Below are 17,364 nucleotides of genomic sequence, written 5' to 3'. Positions count from 1 at the left end.
GCCAGTCGGAAAGAAATTACACTTGTAAGCAGAACTTACATCATGGACTGGCGAACCTTCCCTCCCCTCGGCGCCCTGCGCGCATTCGCGGCCCTGGCCGAGCATGGCAGCCTGTCGGCGGCCGGCGCGGCGCTGAACGTCAGCCACGCCGCGATCAGCCAGCAGCTTCGCACGCTCGAGTCGCATCTGGGCGTGATGCTGGTCGACCGGGGCGGCCGCCGCCTGACACTGACGCCCGAGGGCGACCGGCTGGCCGAGGCGCTGCTGAACGCCTTCGGCGCCATCGGGGTCGAGATCGACGCACTGACGGGCGCCGACGCCGCGCGGCCACTTCAGATCACCACGACGCCGCTTTTCGCCTCGAACTGGCTGATGGACCGGCTGTCGGCCTTCCGCGCGGTGCATCCGGGCATCGACATCATGGTGAACCCTACACCCGTGGTCGCCGATCCGACGCCCGGCGGCATCGACATCGCCATCCGGTATGGGCTGGGCGACTGGCCGGGGTTCGAGAGCGAGCTGCTGATCGACGCGAGCCTCGTCGTCGTTGCCGCCGACTCCCTGATCGGCGCGCGGGAGATCGAAAAGCCGTCGGACCTGCTGGACCTGCCGTGGCTGCAGGAGGTCGGCACGACCGAGATCAACGACTGGCTGACCTCGCACGGCGTCACCGCGCAGCGCACCGGCGCGATGACGCACCTGCCGGGCAACCTGATCCTGGAAAGCGTGCGGCGCGGCGACGGCGTGTCGGCCACCGCCCGTGCCTTCGTCGAGCCGGACATCGAGGAGGGACGCGTCCGCGTGCTGTTCGAGGACGAGATGCCGGATCGCGGCTATTACCTCGTCACCCGGCCGTCGGCCATGCGACCCGCCGCCCGCGCCTTCGCCGCCTGGATCAGGAAGGCCGCGCGCGAGGGTGCGACATGACGTGTTGATTCAGGTCAATGAAGCCTGAACCGCCAGCGTCCATATACGCTGCGCGAACAGGACATAGGGGACCGTCTTCGTATGGCTTCCACCGAACAAAGCGGATCGCTGTATGCGGCCCGCGAACCGATTTTTCCGCGCCGCGTTACCGGCAAGTTCCGCACGCTGAAGTGGTGGATCATGGGGGTGACCCTCGGGATCTACTACCTTCTGCCGTGGATTCGCTGGGACCGGGGTCCGAACCTGCCCGACCAGGCGGTGCTCGTGGACCTTGCCGGGCGGCGCTTTTTCTTCTTCTGGATCGAGATTTGGCCGCATGAATTCTATTTCATCGCGGGCCTGCTCATCATGGCGGGGCTCGGCCTCTTTCTCTTCACCTCGGCGCTGGGGCGGGTCTGGTGCGGCTATGCCTGCCCGCAGACGGTGTGGACCGACCTCTTCATCCTCGTCGAGCGCTGGATCGAGGGCGACCGCAACGCCCGTGTCCGGCTGTGGAAGGCGAAGTGGGACGCCCGCAAGTGGCGGCTGCGGCTGACGAAGTACGCGGCGTGGATCCTCATCGCGCTGGCCACCGGCGGGGCGTGGGTCTTCTATTTCGCCGATGCGCCGACGCTGCTGGTGGACCTCGTGACGCTGGACGCCCGTCCGGTGGCCTACCTGACGATCGCGCTGCTGACGGCGACGACCTTCGTCTTCGGCGGCTTCATGCGCGAACAGATCTGCATCTATGCATGCCCGTGGCCGCGCATCCAGGCGGCGATGATGGACGAGGACACGCTGACGGTCGCCTACCGCGACTGGCGGGGCGAGCCGCGCGGCAAGCACCGCAAGGCCAAGGGAGCCGAGGCGCTGGGGGATTGCATCGACTGCAACGCCTGCGTCAACGTGTGCCCCATGGGGATCGACATCCGCGACGGCCAGCAGATGGCGTGCATCACCTGCGCGCTGTGCATCGACGCCTGCGACGACGTGATGGACAAGGTCGGCAAGCCGCGCGGCCTGATCGACTACATGGCGCTGACCGACGAACAGGCCGAGCGGGCGGGGGAAGAGCCGCGCCCGATCTGGAAGCACGTCTTCCGCCCGCGCACGGTGCTTTACACCTCGCTATGGGGCGGCATCGGGCTGGCGCTACTGGTGGCGCTGTTCATCCGGCCCGACATCGACATGACGGTGGCCCCGGTGCGCAATCCCCAGTTCGTGGTGATGTCCGACGGCGACATCCGCAACACTTATGACGTGCGCCTGCGCAACAAACACGGCGACACACGCCTGTTCCGGATGTGGGCGACGGGCCATCCGTCGCTGCGCCTGACGGTCGAGGGCACGCCGTACGAATCGCTCTGGGTGCCCGCTGATTCAACCAAGCTTCAACGCGTCTACGTTACCGCGCCCGAGGGCTCGGCCCCCGCGCAGGCCGAGGCGACCGAGGTCCGGTTCTGGGTCGAGGACCTGAACACCGGCGACCGCGCCTACGTCGACAGCGTCTTCAACGGAAGGACACAGTGATGACCCGAGAGATTACCGGCCGCCAGGTCTTTGCCGTCACCGCGGGCGCGTTCGCGATCATCATCGGGGTGAACATCACGCTGGCGGTCAACGCGGTGAAGACGTTCCCGGGGCTCGAGGTGGCGAATTCGTACGTTGCCTCGCAAAGCTTCGACGCCGACCGCGCCGCCCAGGAGGCGCTGGGCTGGACGATGGACCTGCGCCACGAGGGGCACGAGCTGCTGCTGGCCGTGACCGGCCCCGGGGGCGAGGTGGTCGAGCCCGCGCGGCTCGACGCCACGCTGGGCCGGGCGACGCACGTGGCCGACGACATGACCCCGGCCTTCGTCTTCGACGGGCGACAGTTCCGGGCCCCCGCCGATCTCGGCAACGGTTACTGGGAGCTGCGGCTCGAGGCCGAGGCCGCCGACGGCACGCTGTTCCGCCAGCGGCTCGAACTGTTCGTGAGCCCGCGCACATGAGCCTTGCCGAGGTCCCCAGCCCCGCCGCCTGCGGGGCGTGCGCCGCCGCACCCTCGGGGCGCGACGCGGCGGTGGCGACCGGCACGCTCCTGTCGCTGCCCCACATCCACTGCGCCGCCTGCATCACCGGCGTCGAGGGTGCGCTGCGCAAGGTGCCGGGCGTGAACGACGCCCGCGTGAACCTGACGCTGAAACGGGCGAGCGTGGATGCGCCCGGTGTCCCGGTCGAGACGCTGGTCGCGGCCTTGGGCCGCGCGGGCTACGAGGCGCACGAACTCGACGCCGCCCTGCTTAGCGGGACGGGCGACCGGGCGTCGCGTGACCTGCTGATGCGGCTGGCCGTGGCCGGCTTCGCGATGATGAACGTGATGCTGCTGTCGGTCGCCGTGTGGTCGGGCGCCACCGACGCCACCCGCGACCTGTTCCACTGGATCTCGGCCGCCATCGCCATCCCCACGCTCGCCTTCTCGGGCCAGCCCTTCTTCCGCAGCGCGCTGCGGGCGGTATCGGCGAAGCGGCTGAACATGGACGTGCCGATCTCGCTGGCGCTGATCCTCGCCGCAGGCCTGTCGGTCTACGAGACATTGCAGAGCGGCGCGCATGCCTATTTCGACGCGGCGCTGTCGCTGACCTTCTTCCTGCTGGGCGCGCGCTTCCTCGACATGCGGATGCGTCACGCCGCGCGCTCCGCGGCCGAGGAGCTTTCGGCGTTGGAGGTCCCGCGCGCCACGCGGCTGACCGACATGGGCGAGGAGGTGATCGCCGTGGCCGAACTGCGCGCCGGCGACCTGGTCCGCGTCCGCCCCGGCGCCCGCTTTCCCGCCGACGGCGTCGTGAGCGAGGGGGCGAGCGAGATCGACCGGTCGTTCCTGACGGGCGAAAGCCTGCCGGTCGCGGCGGGGCAGGGGGACGACGTACATGCGGGCGAGGTGAACCTGACCGGCCTGATGACCGTCCGCGTCACCGCCGCCGGGCAGGACACGACGCTGGCCCGGATGCGGGACCTGGTGGCCTTGGCCGAAGGCGCGCGCACGAAGTACACGCCGCTGGCCGACCGCGCCGCCGCGATCTACGCCCCCGCCGTTCACCTGCTGGCCCTCTTCGCCTTCGTGGGTTGGGTCTGGGCCACCGGCGACGTGCGCTTCGCGCTGAACGTCGCGGTCGCCACGCTGATCATCACTTGCCCCTGCGCCCTGGGGCTCGCCGTTCCGGCGGTGGCCACGGCGGCGACCGGGCGGCTGTACCGCCGGGGACTTCTGGTGAAGTCCGCCACCGCGCTGGAAAGGCTGGCCGAGATCGACACCGTCGTCTTCGACAAGACCGGCACGCTGACCGAAGGGCGCGTGGACCCGGTGGGGCTGGCTGCGCATGACGACGACACGCTGGCCGTCGCCCGCGCGCTGGCCGAGGCGTCGTCGCACCCGCTGGCCCGGAGCCTGGCGGAGACGCTGGCCGAGCGCGGCATTGCCGCGGCGCGGGTCGAGGGCATCGCCGAGCAGCCCGGCCACGGGGTCGAGGGCCGCTGGCAGGACCGCCGCGTCCGGCTGGGGCGCGCGGACTGGACTGAAGCCGAGATGCTTGAGGCGACGGCGACCTATCTCGACCTCGGCGACGGCGCACATCGCGCCTTCCGCTTCACGGACCGGCTGCGGCCGGGCGCGGCCGAGGCGGTGGGCAAGCTCGAGGCGCTGGGGGTGGAGGCGATGCTGCTGTCCGGCGACAATGCCGCCGCCGTCGCGGACACCGCCGAACGTGCGGGGCTGAGCGACTGGCGTGCCGGCGTGCGGCCGGACGAAAAACAGCAGGTCATCGCTGACTTGGCGGCGCAGGGCCGCCGGGTGCTGATGGTCGGCGACGGGCTGAACGACACGGCGGCGCTTGCCGCCGCGCATGCCTCGATTTCGCCGGCCTCGGCGCTCGACGCGGCGCGGGTGGTGTCGGACATCGTGCTTCTGGGCAACGACCTGACGGCGATCCCCGAGGCGGTCGAGACCGGCCGCGCCGCCGTGCGCCGCATTCGCGAGAACTTCGGGATCGCCGCGGCCTACAACGCCGTGGCCATTCCGGTGGCGCTGGCGGGCTTCGCCACGCCGTTGGCGGCGGCGCTGGCGATGTCGACCTCGTCGATCTCGGTTTCGCTCAACGCACTGAGGGTGCGCCGATGAACGTGCTCGTCTTCCTGATCCCGGTGTCGCTGATCCTGGGCGGCGCGGGGCTCGTCGCCTTCCTGTGGGCGTTGCGCCGCCGCCAGTTCGAGGACCCGGAGGGCGATGCCGCCCGGATTCTCACCGACGATTACGACGACGCGCCGAAGCGGGACTGACGGGCGGCCCTTCCGGAGGCCCGCCCGCCCCCTCGTCAAAGGGTCAGATCGTCCCGCCGCCCGACCGCCGCATAGGCGGTGAAGCCCGCCTCCTTTACGTCCGCGGAGGAGTAGACGTTGCGCAGGTCGGCCATGCGGGGGGTCTCCATCCGCTCGGCCATGCGCTTGAGGTCGAGGGCGCGGAACTCGTTCCACTCGGTCAGGATCACCACGACGTCGGCCTTCTCGGCCGCCTCGTAGGGATCATCGCACCAGTGCACGCCCGGCAGCAGCGCCTCGCCCTCGCGGCGGCCCTGCGGGTCGACCACGCGCACCTTCGCGCCGCCGCCCACGAGCGCGGGCACGATGGTCAGCGACGGGGCCTCGCGCATGTCGTCGGTGTTGGGCTTGAAGGTGACGCCCAGCACCGCGACCGTCTTGCCGTTCACGCTGCCGCCGCACAGGTCCATGACCTTGTCGATCATGCGGCGCTTCACCTCGTCGTTTACCTTGATCACGGTTTCGACCAGCTGCAGCGGCGCGGCGTGCTCCTGCCCGGTGCGGGCGAAGGCGCGGGTGTCCTTCGGAAAGCACGAGCCGCCATAGCCGGGGCCGGCATGCAGGAACTTGTTGCCGATGCGGCCGTCGAGGCCGATGCCCTTCGACACCTGCTTGATGTCGGCGCCGACCTGTTCGCACAGGCGCGCGATCTCGTTCACGAAGGTGATCTTCACGGCGAGGAAGGCGTTGGCGGCGTACTTGATCATCTCGGCCGACTCGAGGTCGGTGGTGACGATCGGGAAGTCGCGCAGGAAGAGCGGGCGGTAGATCTCGGACATCACGTCCGCCGCACGGTCGGACTGCACGCCGACGACCACGCGATCGGGGCGCATGAAGTCGTCGATCGCCGCGCCCTCGCGCAGGAACTCGGGGTTCGAGGCGACGTCGAACTCGGCGTCGGGCTTGGCGCCGCGGATCACCTCCTGCACCTGCCGGTTGGTGCCCACGGGCACCGTCGACTTGGTCACGACGACCGTGTAGCCGTCCATGGCATGCGCGATCTCCTCGGCGGCGGCCATGACGTAGGAGAGGTCCGCGTGCCCGTCACCCCGGCGCGTCGGCGTGCCCACGGCGATGAAGACCGCGTCGGCGCCCTTGACGGCCTTGGCGAGGTCGGTCGTGAAGGTCAGCCGCCCGGCGTCGACGTTGCGGGCGAGCAGGGCGTCGAGACCGGGCTCGAAGATCGGCACCTCGCCGCGCTCGAGCATCTCGATCTTGGCCGGGTTCTTGTCGACGCAGATCACGTCGTGCCCGAAATCCGAAAAACATACACCGGAGACGAGTCCTACATATCCCGTCCCGATCATCGCAATGCGCATCGCGAGAAACTCCGTTCAGATCAATCGTTACTCAGGATGTGCCGGAAGATGATGCGGAACGCCAGCCCGTCGTGCTGCCGCTCCTCCAATTGATGAGCGATTGACCAATTAGACGGCATAGTAGCCGCGATACCAGTCGACAAATCGGCCCACACCCTCCTCCACGGGCGTGGTGGGCGCGTACCCCGTCAGCGCGTTGAGCAGGCTGGTGTCGGCCCAGGTTGCGGGAACGTCGCCCGGCTGCATGTCGAGGTATCGCTTCTCGGCCTCGCGCCCCGTCGCGGCCTCGACCGCGCGGACGAACTCCATCAGCGGCACCGGTGCACCGTTGCCGATGTTGACCACCCGGAAGGGGGCGACGGGCGAGAGGCTGTCACCCTCGGGCACCACGCCGCCCTCCGGCCGCTCGGGCACGGCATCGGCCAGGCGGCGGATGCCTTCCACGAGGTCATCGATATAGGTGAAGTCGCGCGACATCTCGCCGTGGTTGTAGATGTCGATGGGCTCGCCGGTCAGGATGGCGCGGGTGAACTTGAAGAGCGCCATGTCCGGCCGGCCCCACGGCCCGTAGACCGTGAAGAAGCGGAACATGCTGATCGGCAGGCCGTAGAGATGGGCGTAGGAATGTGCCATCGCCTCGGTCGCCTTCTTCGTCGCCGCGTAGAACGACATCTGCGTGTCGGCCTTCATTGTCTCGCGGTACGGCATCTCGGTGCTGGCGCCATAGGCCGAACTGGTCGAGGCCAGCAGCATGTGCTCCGGCGGATGCGCCCGCGCGGCCTCGAGCAGCTCGAACGTGCCCTGCAGGTTCGCCTCGACATACGAACGAGGGTTCTCGATCGAGTAGCGGACGCCGGCCTGCGCGGCGAGGTGGACGACGAGGTCCGGGGTGTTCGCTTCGAACAGCCGCATCAGCCGCTCCGGCTCCTCGATCCGGCCGACCTCGGCGGTGAAGCCGTTCGAGCGGGCCAGCCGGGCATGGCGCGCTTCCTTCAGCGCCACGTCATAGTAGTCGCTCATCGAGTCGATGCCGACCACGCGATAGCCGTCCGCCAGCAGCCGTTCACAGACATGCATCCCGATGAACCCGGCGGAGCCGGTGACGAGGGCGGTGGGGCGGGTGCTGTCTGTCATCGGGATCCTCTGCAATTTGCCCGCACGATTCCCTCTCTCCCTCACATATGCAAGCGCGTTGGTCGGCGGGTTCGCATGCGGGATGCGCGCACGCAGAGCGCGCGCGCCGCCGTTTCGCCGACGAGCGCGAGGTCGAGGCAGAGCGTCCGATTGCGCTGGTAGATCAGGTCGAGCGTCGCCTTTCGGGGTACGCAACGGCGCGCGTAGACGAGATCGGTCTGCGCCGCGCTGCCGCAGCGCGCAAGCAGTCGTTCCTCGTGCCGGTGGTAGCGTAGTGTCGCCAGCCCGGTGATGCCGGGGCGGGAGCGCAGGACCCGGGCGTAGAGGTCGGGGAAACGTTCGACGTATTGCCGCAGGGGCGGGCGCGGGCCCACGAAGCTCATGTCGCCGCGCAGCACGTTCCAGAGCTGTGGGATCTCGTCCAGCCGGGTGCGGCGCAGGATGCGGCCGGCGGGCGTGATGCGGGTGGACTTGTCCCCGCCCGAGACGCCGGCGTCGTCCCGCACGACGGTCATCGTGCGCAGCTTCCATAGCGTGAAGCCGCGCTCCGGCGTCTTCATGCGCTCGGACCCGTAGAACAACGGCCGGCCCGACGTCGCGAGCAGCACGAGGAGCAACAGGGCGAGGGGGGGCAGCAGGACCAGGCCTAGCACCAGCGCCAGCACGATGTCGAAGGCGCGTTTCGCCGGGGTCATGGCGCGGACCGTGGGACCGAGCGGAGCTCGGCGACCAACGCCTCGGCTGTTCCGTGGCCGGCGGCGCCGGGGCAGATCGCCTCGAGCCGGGTGGTGTCGAGGTGGAGAAACTGCACGGCGTCGGGGCCAGCCGGAGTGAACTCCCACGACGTTTCAAGCGCGGCGAGCACCGCGGCCATCTCGGCCGGTTGGGGGGCGGCGACGTTCAGCACGTCGGGCAGGCGGTGCCCGGCAAATGCGTGACCGGTGAGCGCATTGAGCACCCGGGCCAGGCCAAGGGGACCGATATAGGACCGGCTGGGGCCGTGTCCGTCCCCGAACCGGTCGAGGCGTAGCGCTTCGCCCTCGATGGCGTTCAGGAACGGCTGGCTCGCGCCCGCGACATTGCCGAGCCGCAGGACGGTGACCGGGGGATCGGCTTCTGCGGCCTGCGCCAGAAGCGCTTGCTCCATCTTGTGCTTCGCATTTGCATAGGGATTGACGGGGCGCGGCGCGGTGTCCTCGGAAACGGGGTCTCGTTCCGTCGCGCCATAAATGGCGGAAGTCGACACCACGAACAGATGCGACAGGCCCCATTCCGACGCCGCGCGGTGTGCCGCAAGCGCCAGCGTCACATTCGCCGCAAGGTCGCCGCGGCCGGGCGTCACGCCCGCAAGGCACACCCCGGCGGCGCCGCCTGCGGCCGGAAAGGCGGGGGGCGGCGTCGTCATGTCCCAGACAAGGTCGATGCCGGGAGCGGCCGTTCGGGCGCACCAGAGCGGCCGGTCCGCCGCTGTCACAGACCATGCGCGGCGCAGCAGGTGCCCCACGCGCCCGGTCGCGCCGCCGAACATCAGTGCCGCAGCCAAGTCACGCCTCCGCGTTTCCGCGCCTGCCGGAGGCGCACAAGTTGTGTTCCGTCTGCACGATTGTATCCTGCCGATCAAGATTCCGGCTTTCAGGCCGCAACATCATGAACGAGGGCAGGGCATGAACGAGGGCAGGGAATGATACTGCGCAAGGGGCTTATCGCGGCTTTGACGGCGGCCGTCACGCTGAGCGGCTGTTCGCAGTTGCCGCGCGGGGCCGTCGTCGAACGTGAGATCACGCGCGAGGCGGCGAAGCCGGACGCCGATTTTGCCTTCTACCAGGTCACGCGCGCGCTTCTTCCGGTGGTCGAGACCTGGCCCGAGACGCCGGTGGAGCGCAGCGACGGGTGGCCTCGGGCCATGCCCGGCTCGGTGGGGCAGATCATCCAGCCGGGCGACACGCTGAACGTCACGATCTGGGACAGCGACACCAATTCGCTGCTGACGGCGCCGGGCCAGCAGGTCGCGCCGCTGGGCGCGATGTCCGTCAGTCCCGCCGGACGCGTCTTCATTCCCTACGTGGGCGAGGTTCGCGTCGCCGGCATGAGCCCGGAGCGCGCGCGCGAGGCGATCCAGCGCGAGCTCGAGTCCATCTCGCCCAACGCGCAGGTCCAGGTGACCTTCGATGCCGGGCGGCAGAACACGGTCGACCTGGTGGCGGGCGTGACCACGCCGGGCTCGTACCCATTGCCGAACCGCAACTACTCGGTCCTGAGCCTGATCAGCCAAGGCGGGGGCATCCCGACGACCCTGCGCAACCCGCGCGTCAAGCTTCAGCGCGGGGGCAAGGTCTATGCCGTCGCGGCGGACACGCTCTTTGAGCATCCGGAGGCGGACGCCGTGCTCGTCGGCGGCGACAAGGTGATCGTGGAGGAGGACGAACGCTTCTTCCTCGCGCTCGGCGCGTCCGGCCGAGAAGAGATCGTGTACTTCCCGCAGGACGAACTGACGGCGCTCGAGGCAATCGCGCTGATGGGCGGGGTGGTCGAAACCCGCGCCGATCCGGGCGGCATCCTCGTCCTGCGCGAATACCCGCGCGCGGCGCTGGTGCCGGGCGCGCGAGGCCCGCGCAGCACGGATGTGGTCTTCTCGGTCGACCTGACGACGCCGGACGGGCTGTTTAGCGCCAAGAACTTCGAGATCGAGGCCGGCGATGTTGTGATCGCCACCGAAAGCCCGGTCACCAGCCTGCGTACGGCCTTCGCGCTGTTCGGCGCGGCCTTCGGGCTTGTCACCACAGTGGCCAACAACACCTGAACGAAAAGGACCGCCGCGATAAGCGGCGGCCCTTCGCTGATAGGAGGACAGGCTGCGGATCAGGCCGCGCTTCGGTCGCCCGCCGCGCGGTCCACGCCCGCGAAGCCGGCCATCTGGTCTTCGGCCCAGCTTTTAATGTCGTAGCGGCGGATGGTCTCGCGCATCTTTTCCATCCGTCCACGCCGCTCGTCTTCCTCCATGTCCATGGCCTGGATCAGCGCCCGGTCCATCGACTTGTACGAGAACGGGTTGGCCAGCACTGCCGAGGTCAACTCGATCGCCGCGCCCGCGAACTCCGACAGCACGAGCACCCCGTCGCCGTCGGTGCGGCAGGCGGCGAATTCCTTGGCCACGAGGTTCATGCCGTCGGCCAGCGGCGTGATCCACGCCACGTCGGCCGAGCGGTAATAGGCCACGAGTTCGTCGAACGGGATCGCGCGCGAGATCAGCGCCACCGGCTGCCACTCGAACGTGCCGAAGCGTCCGTTGATGCGGCCGGCGACCTGCTCGATCTCGTTCTGGATCTCTTCATACACGGTCATGTTGCGGTTGGCCGAGACCGAGACGTGCATCAGGCGAACCTTGCGATGCAGCTCGGGGTGTTCTTCGAGCAGCCGCTCGAAGCTCATCAGCTGGTCGGCGCCGCCCTTGGTATAGTCGGTGCGGCCGACCGACAGGATCATCTTGCAGTCGCCCAGTCCCGCGCGGATGGCTTCGGCCCGGCTGACCGTGTCGGCTTGTTCGGCGCGGCTTTGGATGTAGTCGACGTCGACCCCCACGGGCGAGACGGCGATCTGCACCTTCCGGCCTTCATAGGTGAGCGACTTCGCAACCCGCTTCTCGCCAAGCGCTGTGCCCGCGCCCACGAAGTCCGGGTTGACCGGCGTGCGCGGCGCGGCCTCGACGTCGAAGAGGCTTTCGGCGACGCCCAGGAAGTTCGCGGCATAGCGCGGGATGTGGAAGCCCACGACGTCGCAGGCCAGCAGGCTGCCGACGATTTCGCGCCGCCAGGGCAGCACGTTGAACATGTCGGCCGAGGGGAACGGCGTATGGTGGAAGAAGCTGATCCGCACGTCCGGGCGCAGCTGCCGCAGGTATCCCGGCACAAGCCACAGGTTGTAGTCGTGGACCCAGACGACCGCGCCCTCCGCGGCCTCGGCGGCCGCCGCTTCGGCGAAGGCCCAGTTCACCTCGCGGAACGTGGGCCAGTCGACGGGGTCGTAGTTATACTTTTCCTTGAACGAGTGCAGGATCGGCCAGAATGCCTCTTTCGAGGTGACGTGGTAGAAGCTCTTCACCTGTTCGGGCGTCAGCGGCAGGCGCGAGACCGAGTACTTGCCGTAGCTGTCCTCGATCTCGACCACGCGCTCGAAATCGGGGTTCGACGGGTCGTCGGCGTGCTTCCACGCGACCCAGGCGCCTTTCTCGACGCGGCCGAAGAAGCCCTTGAGCGTGGGCACGATGCCGTTGGGGCTCTTGTTCTCCTTGAAGACGATCTTGCCGTCTTCCTCGACCTCTTCGTAGGGCTGGCGGTGATAGACGATGACCAGTTCGCTGGGCATGGGGCCTCCTCAGGGGGTCTCGTGCAGGTTCAGGACGCGGACGGCTTCCAGTATGCCGGCGGCTCCGACGGCCTCGGCCGTGTGGACGTGGGGCAGGGGGGCGACGCGGTCGACCAGCGCGGGCTCGGCGTTGCCGACGCAGACCGCCGGCAGCCCGCACTCGAGCATCGACAGGTCGTTCAGCGTGTCGCCCGCCGCCAGCACCCGGTCGGGCGGGACGCCCAGATGCGCGACCAGCCGCTTGAGCGACGGGCCCTTCGACACGCCTTTGGGCAGCACGTCGAAATACCGGTTGTCCGAGATCAGGTGGTCGAGTTCCAGTTCTTCGACGATCTCGACCGCGCGTGGGTCGAAGTCGCGCGGGTCGAGGTCGTAGCTGACGCGGTAGCGGAACTCGGTGGGCTGAAGCTGAAGCCCCGCCACGCCGTCCAGCGCCTCGCGCACGCGGTCGCCGCTGTCGCGCCAGCGGCCCGCGATGTCCTCCTCGAGCTCGTCGATGGGCACGATCCGGCCCTGCTCGAGCACGCGGGCGATCGTGGTGCCCACGTCGCCGATCACGTATTCGGGCCACGGCACGCCGTGATCGCGGCAAAGCTCTCCGATGAACTTCGGGTCTCGGCCGGTGACGAAGATCAGACCGATGGTGCCGCGGTTCTCCTCGATCCAGTCGTAGAGCGCGCGCCGCTCCTCCTGGCTGCCGCCAAGGAAGGTCCCGTCGAGGTCGGTGGCCAGGATGAAGTGGCGTCCCGCCATGGCGGGCAGGTCCGCGATGCGGTCGAGGCTCATTCAGAGGGCTCCTGTGGCAGTGGCGGGCGTGACGCCCGAGAACGGGTGGTTCAGCGAGATCTCCAACGCCTTCGGTTCGCCCTCGATCGGGCGGGACCAGAGGGTGCGGAACGTCTCTCGCAGATCGGCGCCGCGGTGGAGGACGGCGTGCACCGCTTCGCAGATGGGCAGCGTCACGCCGATGCGGCTGGCCAGGTCGATGACCGAGACGGCGTTCACCTCGCCCTCGACAACGACCTTGCGGCCGTCGAAGCATTCCTCGCGCTTCAGGCCGCGGCCAAGCTGGGTGCCCAGCGACATGTTGCGGGACGTCTCGGACGAGCAGGTGAGCGTCAGGTCGCCCGCGCCGGACAGGCCGGTGACGGTCTCGCGCCGGCCGCCCAACACCTCGGCCAGCGTCTTCATCTCGTCCATGCCGCGGGTGATGAGCGCGGCGCGCGTGTTTTCGGCAAAGCCCGCGCCCGACATCATGCCGCAGGCGATGGCGATGACGTTCTTGACCGCGCCGCCGATCTCGACGCCCACGAGGTCGTCCGAGATGTAGGGCCGGAAGCTGTCGGAGCTGAGCGAGATCGCAAAGCGCGCCGCCGGGCTGTCCTGCGGGTTCAGCCGGTTCTCATAGGTGAAGGGGAAAGCGACTGTCGCGGCCGTGGGGTGCCCCAGCACAGTTTCCTTGGCGAAGGTGGGGCCCGAGATCGCGCCGACCGGGTGGCCGGGCATTTCCTCGGCCGCGACCTCGGCCAGCAGCAGGCCCGACGTCGCCTCGATCCCCTTGGCGCAGAGGGCGACCGGAACGCCCTCGCCGATGTGGGGGCGCATCGCGCAGCAGATGTCGCGCAGCGTCTTAGACGGCGTGACGATCATCAACGCCTCGGCGCCGCTCAGCGCCTGCGCCATGTCGGTCGTCGCCTCGATCCCTTCGGGCAGCGGCGCGTCGGGCAGATAACGAGGATTCTCGGCGCGCTGCGCAATGGCCTCGACCACCTCGGGGTCGCGGCCCCAAACGACCACCTCGCGCCCGGCGCGGCGGGCGACGGTGGCAAGCGCCGTGCCCCATGAGCCCGCGCCGATGACGGCGATGCGACGATAGGGATGGGATTGCGCAGGGACGGCGTCCTGTACGCTCTGGGCTGCCATGTCAGATCCTCTTCCCGATCTCGGCGGACCTCGCCTGCACGGTGCCTGCACGTCGGCAAACGCGCCGCGGGTCTCATGGTTTCTCGTCCGATGGTTCGCCTCGACACTAGGTGCTTGCCGCCGGATTTCAACCGGCGGGCCTTTGCAGCCGCAGCATGGGCGGCGCGGGCGGGATTGGCTGGCGCGGGTGCCCACTTATAAAGCTAGCCGCCCATTTACTGGGCGCACGGCGGCGCATGCACCGGCGCGGCTTGACCGGCGCCAAACTGTCGGATCGTGGAAAACAGCACTTTTTCCGTGCTTCTAGCGCGTTTCGGCGGAACCGGCCGCGCCCTTTGGCGACTTTGACCTCTTGGGCGCCTTCACGTTCACTGGAACCCGGGCGGCGATGTTGCGTTGCAGCAACTCGACGCAGCGCACGCGGGGCGTGCGCGGACGGACGAGCGTTACAAGGCGGAGCATCTTTCCATGACCAATTCGACAATCCGAACCGCGATCTTCCCGGTGGCGGGGCTGGGTACCCGTTTCCTGCCGGCCACCAAGGCCACCCCGAAAGAGCTGCTGCCGGTCATCGACACCCCGCTCATCCAGTACGCCATCGACGAGGCGCGCGACGCCGGCGTCGAGCGGATGATCTTCGTCAGCCACCCCTCGAAAGAGGCCATCGAACGACACGTGCGCCAGGATGCGGAGCTTTCCGCGACGCTGAAGGAGCGCGGCAAGGTCAAGATCGCCGACAAGCTGGACGACGCCGCGCTGGACGAGGACGAGCACGAGATCGTCTTCGTGATGCAGGACGAGCCGTTGGGCCTCGGCCACGCCGTCAATTGCGCGCGCGACCACGTGCTGCCGGGCGCCGTGGCCGTCATCCTGCCCGACGACCTGATCATGGGCGAGACCGGATGCCTGAGCGAGATGGCCGAGGCCTATGCCAAGACCGACGCCGGTCACATGGTCGCCACGATGGACGTCCCGCGCGAAAAGGTGTCGTCCTACGGCGTGCTGGCCCCGACCCGCACCGAGGGGCCGCTGACCTTCGCGCGCGGCATGGTCGAAAAGCCCGATCCGGCGGATGCGCCGTCGACCAAGGCCGTCGTCGGTCGCTACATCCTCGACGCCTGCATCTTCGACGCGCTGGCCGTTCAGGGCCCCGGCAGCGGGGGCGAGATCCAGTTGACCGACGCCATCGCGGCAGGGATCGAGAAGGTGGGCCTGGTCGGGTTCGAGTTCAGCGGCGAGCGGTTCGACTGCGGCTCGAAGCAGGGCATGCTGGCCGCGACGCTGACACTGGCCGCCCGCGACAAGGACTATGCCGAGGTGCTGAGCGAGTTCTGCGACAAGCTCGATCTGCGCCCCGCCGCCTGATCCGGCATGCGCGCCCGGCGATCGGGCGCGCGACCGACCTACAGAAGCGTCCGCTCCACCGCCCAGTACGCGCCCACCAGCGCTATGGCGATCGAGGCCGGATTGGCGATGACGCTGCGGTACCAGGTGCGGTTGCGCGACCACACGCCCACCGCCAGGAACGCCAGTGCGATCACCGCGAGTTGGCCGAGCTCCACGCCCACGTTGAACCCGATCAGCCCGGTCACGAACTGGGCCGGGTTCAGCCCGATCTCGCCCAGGACGGACGCGAAGCCGAGCCCGTGCAGCAGGCCGAAGGCGAAAACGACGACCGGCCGCCACGGGTTCATGCCGCGCGACAGCACGTTCTCGATCCCGACATAGGCGATGGAGGCCGCGATCAGCGGCTCGACGATGTAGGCCGGCACGCTGACCAGCCCCAGGATGCCGAGCGCCAGCGTGACCGTGTGCGCAACGGTAAAGGCGGACACCTGCCAGAGCAGCGGGCCGAGCCTCTGCGACAGGAAGAACAGCCCCAGCACGAACAGGATGTGGTCCAGTCCCTTCGGGATGATGTGCGCGAATCCGATGACGACGTAGTCGGTGAAAACCTCGAGCGACGATTGCTGCACGGTCCCCGTGCGCGGCATCGGCGCGCTTTCGGCCCCGCGGTCGAGGTAGGCGCTGTAGCCGTCCGGGCCCGCCGCCATCTGGCGGACGACCAGAGCCCCGTTCGTGGCCGGCCACGCGACCGTCACCGGCGCGTCGCCGGGCGGGAGGTCGGCCGTCAGGCGCAGGCGCGAAAGGCGGGGCAGGCCCGGGTCGCCGACCTTGGGGATGTCGACGCCTCCGAGGCGCGGAACAACCCGCTCGCCGTCCGAGCGAATTTGCAAATCGTCCCTCAGTTCCGGCCAGTATGCCTCGAACCGCGTCTCCAGTTCGTTCGGTGCAAGCGTTCGCAGCGCGTCGTTCGCCTCGGTCCGGTCCGACGCGTTGGTGTCATCGAGCCCTTCGAGGTCGATGCCCGCCATCAGCGGTTCGAGCGTCAGCTTCAGCTCCATGCGCAGCGCGTCGCCCTCGATCCAGACGTCCGCGACCGCCGGCTGCACCTCGTGCGCCCGCGCGACGGAGGCCCAGCAGGTCAGGAGCGCCAGCAGCAGGCTTGACAGCAGCGCCCCGCGCCACACCCTGCCTTCCGCCAAGGACGAAGGAATGATTGCCATGGGATGTCGCGCTCCTCTGCTGGGCCTGGTTTTCGCGCTAGCTAGCATGATCCCGGCCTGGGGCCACGAGTTCTGGATCGACCCGCACGACTTCAGCGTGCAGGCCGGCGACCGCATAGTGGCGGATATCCGGGTGGGTCAGACGTACGGCGGCTCGGCCTATGCCTATCTTCCGCGCAACTTCCATCGCTTCGAGATCGCGGCCGGCGACACCGTCGCGCCGGTAAAGATGCGGTTGGGCGACCGGCCGGCGCTCGACGCCGAAGCGCCGGCGGAGGGGCTGAACGTCATCGTCCACGTCACGCGCGACTATGACCTGACCTACGACGACTGGGGGAGTTTCGTGAGCTTCGTCACACACAAGGGCGCGGCATGGGTGCCCGATGCGCACGAGGCGCGCGGCCTGCCGCGAGAGGACGTGACCGAGGTCTACTCGCGCCATGCCAAGAGCCTGGTCGCCGTGGGCGACGGCGCGGGCGCGGACCGCCCCGTCGGACTGACGGTCGAATTGGTGGCGCTGGCCAACCCCTACACCGACGACCTGTCGGCCGGGTTCCCCGTGCGGGTGCTGTATGAAGGCGCCCCGCGCACGAACGCGCAGGTGGAGATCTTCGAGAAGGACGCCGAAGGCGAGGTCGGGATTTCGACAGTGACGACGGACGCGGACGGCGTCGCCGTGGTCCCGGTCATGCCCGGCCACACCTACCTGCTCGACCACGTTGTGCTGCGTGAATCCGATGCGGACGACGCGATGTGGGAAAGCCTGTGGGGCAGCCTGACCTTCGCGGTGCCGGGCTGAG

Annotated in this window: 16 protein-coding genes; 8 read left to right on the top strand and 8 right to left on the bottom strand. The window is 68.9% G+C overall.

All coding sequences use genetic code 11. The features are described from left to right. The first annotated feature begins 42 nt into the window (after positions 1 to 42). The 5 genes from BM162_RS00500 (at position 43) to ccoS (ending at position 5,220) form a co-directional block, all read left to right on the top strand. Positions 43 to 927, top strand: coding sequence for a LysR family transcriptional regulator (locus BM162_RS00500; RefSeq protein ID WP_093416279.1), 885 nt, complete (start codon positions 43 to 45; stop codon positions 925 to 927). 81 nt (positions 928 to 1,008) lie between these two features. Next, a complete protein-coding gene (gene ccoG / locus BM162_RS00495) occupies positions 1,009 to 2,436 on the top strand; it encodes a cytochrome c oxidase accessory protein CcoG (RefSeq protein WP_093416277.1) in 1,428 nt (475 codons plus the stop codon). Beyond that, positions 2,436 to 2,897 carry a FixH family protein gene (locus tag BM162_RS00490; protein WP_093416274.1) on the top strand — a complete coding sequence of 154 codons (462 nt, stop codon included), beginning with the start codon at positions 2,436 to 2,438 and terminating at the stop codon, positions 2,895 to 2,897. The genes ccoG and BM162_RS00490 overlap by 1 nt, the downstream gene beginning before the upstream one ends. Continuing rightward, positions 2,894 to 5,062 (top strand): heavy metal translocating P-type ATPase, encoded by a 2,169-nt coding sequence (locus BM162_RS00485; protein WP_093416271.1) that lies wholly within the window; start codon positions 2,894 to 2,896, stop codon positions 5,060 to 5,062. The genes BM162_RS00490 and BM162_RS00485 overlap by 4 nt, the downstream gene beginning before the upstream one ends. After that, the gene (gene ccoS / locus BM162_RS00480; protein ID WP_093416269.1) at positions 5,059 to 5,220 is read left to right on the top strand and encodes a cbb3-type cytochrome oxidase assembly protein CcoS; all 162 of its coding nucleotides are present in this window, start codon (positions 5,059 to 5,061) and stop codon (positions 5,218 to 5,220) included. The genes BM162_RS00485 and ccoS overlap by 4 nt, the downstream gene beginning before the upstream one ends. Positions 5,221 to 5,255: 35 nt before the next feature. Here ccoS and BM162_RS00475 read toward each other — a convergent pair whose 3' ends face one another. The 4 genes from BM162_RS00475 to BM162_RS00460 form a co-directional block, all read right to left on the bottom strand. Next, on the bottom strand, positions 5,256 to 6,578 hold the full coding sequence (locus BM162_RS00475; RefSeq protein WP_093416265.1) for a UDP-glucose dehydrogenase family protein: 1,323 nt from the start codon (positions 6,576 to 6,578) through the stop codon (positions 5,256 to 5,258). A 108-nt stretch (positions 6,579 to 6,686) separates the two neighbouring features. Next, the gene (locus BM162_RS00470) at positions 6,687 to 7,712 is read right to left on the bottom strand and encodes an SDR family NAD(P)-dependent oxidoreductase (RefSeq protein WP_093416263.1); all 1,026 of its coding nucleotides are present in this window, start codon (positions 7,710 to 7,712) and stop codon (positions 6,687 to 6,689) included. A 41-nt stretch (positions 7,713 to 7,753) separates the two neighbouring features. Further along, the gene (locus tag BM162_RS00465; RefSeq protein WP_093416260.1) at positions 7,754 to 8,407 is read right to left on the bottom strand and encodes a sugar transferase; all 654 of its coding nucleotides are present in this window, start codon (positions 8,405 to 8,407) and stop codon (positions 7,754 to 7,756) included. Then, complete coding sequence (locus tag BM162_RS00460; protein WP_143096092.1) at positions 8,404 to 9,255, bottom strand: NAD-dependent epimerase/dehydratase family protein; 852 nt, start codon at positions 9,253 to 9,255, stop codon at positions 8,404 to 8,406. Before BM162_RS00460 ends, BM162_RS00465 begins: the two co-directional genes overlap by 4 nt. 138 nt (positions 9,256 to 9,393) lie before the next feature. Here BM162_RS00460 and BM162_RS00455 point away from each other — a divergent pair, with 138 nt between their 5' ends. Next, entirely contained in the window at positions 9,394 to 10,512 is a 1,119-nt protein-coding gene (locus BM162_RS00455; RefSeq protein ID WP_093416255.1) for a polysaccharide biosynthesis/export family protein, read from the top strand. Between the two features lie 59 nt (positions 10,513 to 10,571). Here BM162_RS00455 and ggpS read toward each other — a convergent pair whose 3' ends face one another. The 3 genes from ggpS to BM162_RS00440 are packed head-to-tail and all read right to left on the bottom strand — an operon-like array spanning position 10,572 to position 13,997. Beyond that, positions 10,572 to 12,074, bottom strand: a complete 1,503-nt coding sequence (gene ggpS / locus BM162_RS00450) for a glucosylglycerol-phosphate synthase (RefSeq protein WP_093416253.1) — start codon at positions 12,072 to 12,074, stop codon at positions 10,572 to 10,574. A gap of 9 nt (positions 12,075 to 12,083) precedes the next feature. Further along, the gene (locus tag BM162_RS00445) at positions 12,084 to 12,860 is read right to left on the bottom strand and encodes an HAD-IIB family hydrolase (protein ID WP_177214998.1); all 777 of its coding nucleotides are present in this window, start codon (positions 12,858 to 12,860) and stop codon (positions 12,084 to 12,086) included. Continuing rightward, positions 12,861 to 13,997 carry an NAD(P)H-dependent glycerol-3-phosphate dehydrogenase gene (locus tag BM162_RS00440; RefSeq protein ID WP_093416250.1) on the bottom strand — a complete coding sequence of 379 codons (1,137 nt, stop codon included), beginning with the start codon at positions 13,995 to 13,997 and terminating at the stop codon, positions 12,861 to 12,863. It lies immediately after the preceding gene. 468 nt (positions 13,998 to 14,465) lie between these two features. Here BM162_RS00440 and BM162_RS00435 point away from each other — a divergent pair, with 468 nt between their 5' ends. Then, positions 14,466 to 15,362 (top strand): UTP--glucose-1-phosphate uridylyltransferase, encoded by an 897-nt coding sequence (locus BM162_RS00435; protein ID WP_093416247.1) that lies wholly within the window; start codon positions 14,466 to 14,468, stop codon positions 15,360 to 15,362. A 38-nt stretch (positions 15,363 to 15,400) separates the two neighbouring features. Here the strand turns inward: BM162_RS00435 and BM162_RS00430 are convergent, their stop codons facing one another. Next, complete coding sequence (locus tag BM162_RS00430; RefSeq protein ID WP_093416245.1) at positions 15,401 to 16,564, bottom strand: HupE/UreJ family protein; 1,164 nt, start codon at positions 16,562 to 16,564, stop codon at positions 15,401 to 15,403. On the opposite strand from BM162_RS00430, the gene BM162_RS00425 reads away from it, so the two are divergent. After that, entirely contained in the window at positions 16,554 to 17,363 is an 810-nt protein-coding gene (locus BM162_RS00425; protein WP_245759134.1) for a DUF4198 domain-containing protein, read from the top strand. The genes BM162_RS00430 and BM162_RS00425 overlap by 11 nt on opposite strands. Position 17,364: the final 1 nt, after the last annotated feature.

This window comes from Tranquillimonas alkanivorans (assembly GCF_900115595.1).
Lineage (GTDB): Bacteria > Pseudomonadota > Alphaproteobacteria > Rhodobacterales > Rhodobacteraceae > Tranquillimonas > Tranquillimonas alkanivorans.
This window is presented reverse-complemented; position numbering and strand designations above follow the sequence as displayed.

Bases quoted from the DNA above. Each gene is read 5' to 3' on its own strand.
- BM162_RS00500 (WP_093416279.1), top strand. From the start codon at position 43: ATGGACTGGCGAACCTTCCCTCCCCTCGGCGCCCTGCGCGCATTCGCG.
- ccoG (WP_093416277.1), top strand. From the start codon at position 1,009: ATGGCTTCCACCGAACAAAGCGGATCGCTGTATGCGGCCCGCGAACCG.
- BM162_RS00490 (WP_093416274.1), top strand. From the start codon at position 2,436: ATGACCCGAGAGATTACCGGCCGCCAGGTCTTTGCCGTCACCGCGGGC.
- BM162_RS00485 (WP_093416271.1), top strand. From the start codon at position 2,894: ATGAGCCTTGCCGAGGTCCCCAGCCCCGCCGCCTGCGGGGCGTGCGCC.
- ccoS (WP_093416269.1), top strand. From the start codon at position 5,059: ATGAACGTGCTCGTCTTCCTGATCCCGGTGTCGCTGATCCTGGGCGGC.
- BM162_RS00475 (WP_093416265.1), bottom strand. From the start codon at position 6,578: ATGCGCATTGCGATGATCGGGACGGGATATGTAGGACTCGTCTCCGGT.
- BM162_RS00470 (WP_093416263.1), bottom strand. From the start codon at position 7,712: ATGACAGACAGCACCCGCCCCACCGCCCTCGTCACCGGCTCCGCCGGG.
- BM162_RS00465 (WP_093416260.1), bottom strand. From the start codon at position 8,407: ATGACCCCGGCGAAACGCGCCTTCGACATCGTGCTGGCGCTGGTGCTA.
- BM162_RS00455 (WP_093416255.1), top strand. From the start codon at position 9,394: ATGATACTGCGCAAGGGGCTTATCGCGGCTTTGACGGCGGCCGTCACG.
- ggpS (WP_093416253.1), bottom strand. From the start codon at position 12,074: ATGCCCAGCGAACTGGTCATCGTCTATCACCGCCAGCCCTACGAAGAG.
- BM162_RS00445 (WP_177214998.1), bottom strand. From the start codon at position 12,860: ATGAGCCTCGACCGCATCGCGGACCTGCCCGCCATGGCGGGACGCCAC.
- BM162_RS00440 (WP_093416250.1), bottom strand. From the start codon at position 13,997: ATGGCAGCCCAGAGCGTACAGGACGCCGTCCCTGCGCAATCCCATCCC.
- BM162_RS00435 (WP_093416247.1), top strand. From the start codon at position 14,466: ATGACCAATTCGACAATCCGAACCGCGATCTTCCCGGTGGCGGGGCTG.
- BM162_RS00425 (WP_245759134.1), top strand. From the start codon at position 16,554: ATGATTGCCATGGGATGTCGCGCTCCTCTGCTGGGCCTGGTTTTCGCG.
- BM162_RS00430 (WP_093416245.1), bottom strand. From the start codon at position 16,564: ATGGCAATCATTCCTTCGTCCTTGGCGGAAGGCAGGGTGTGGCGCGGG.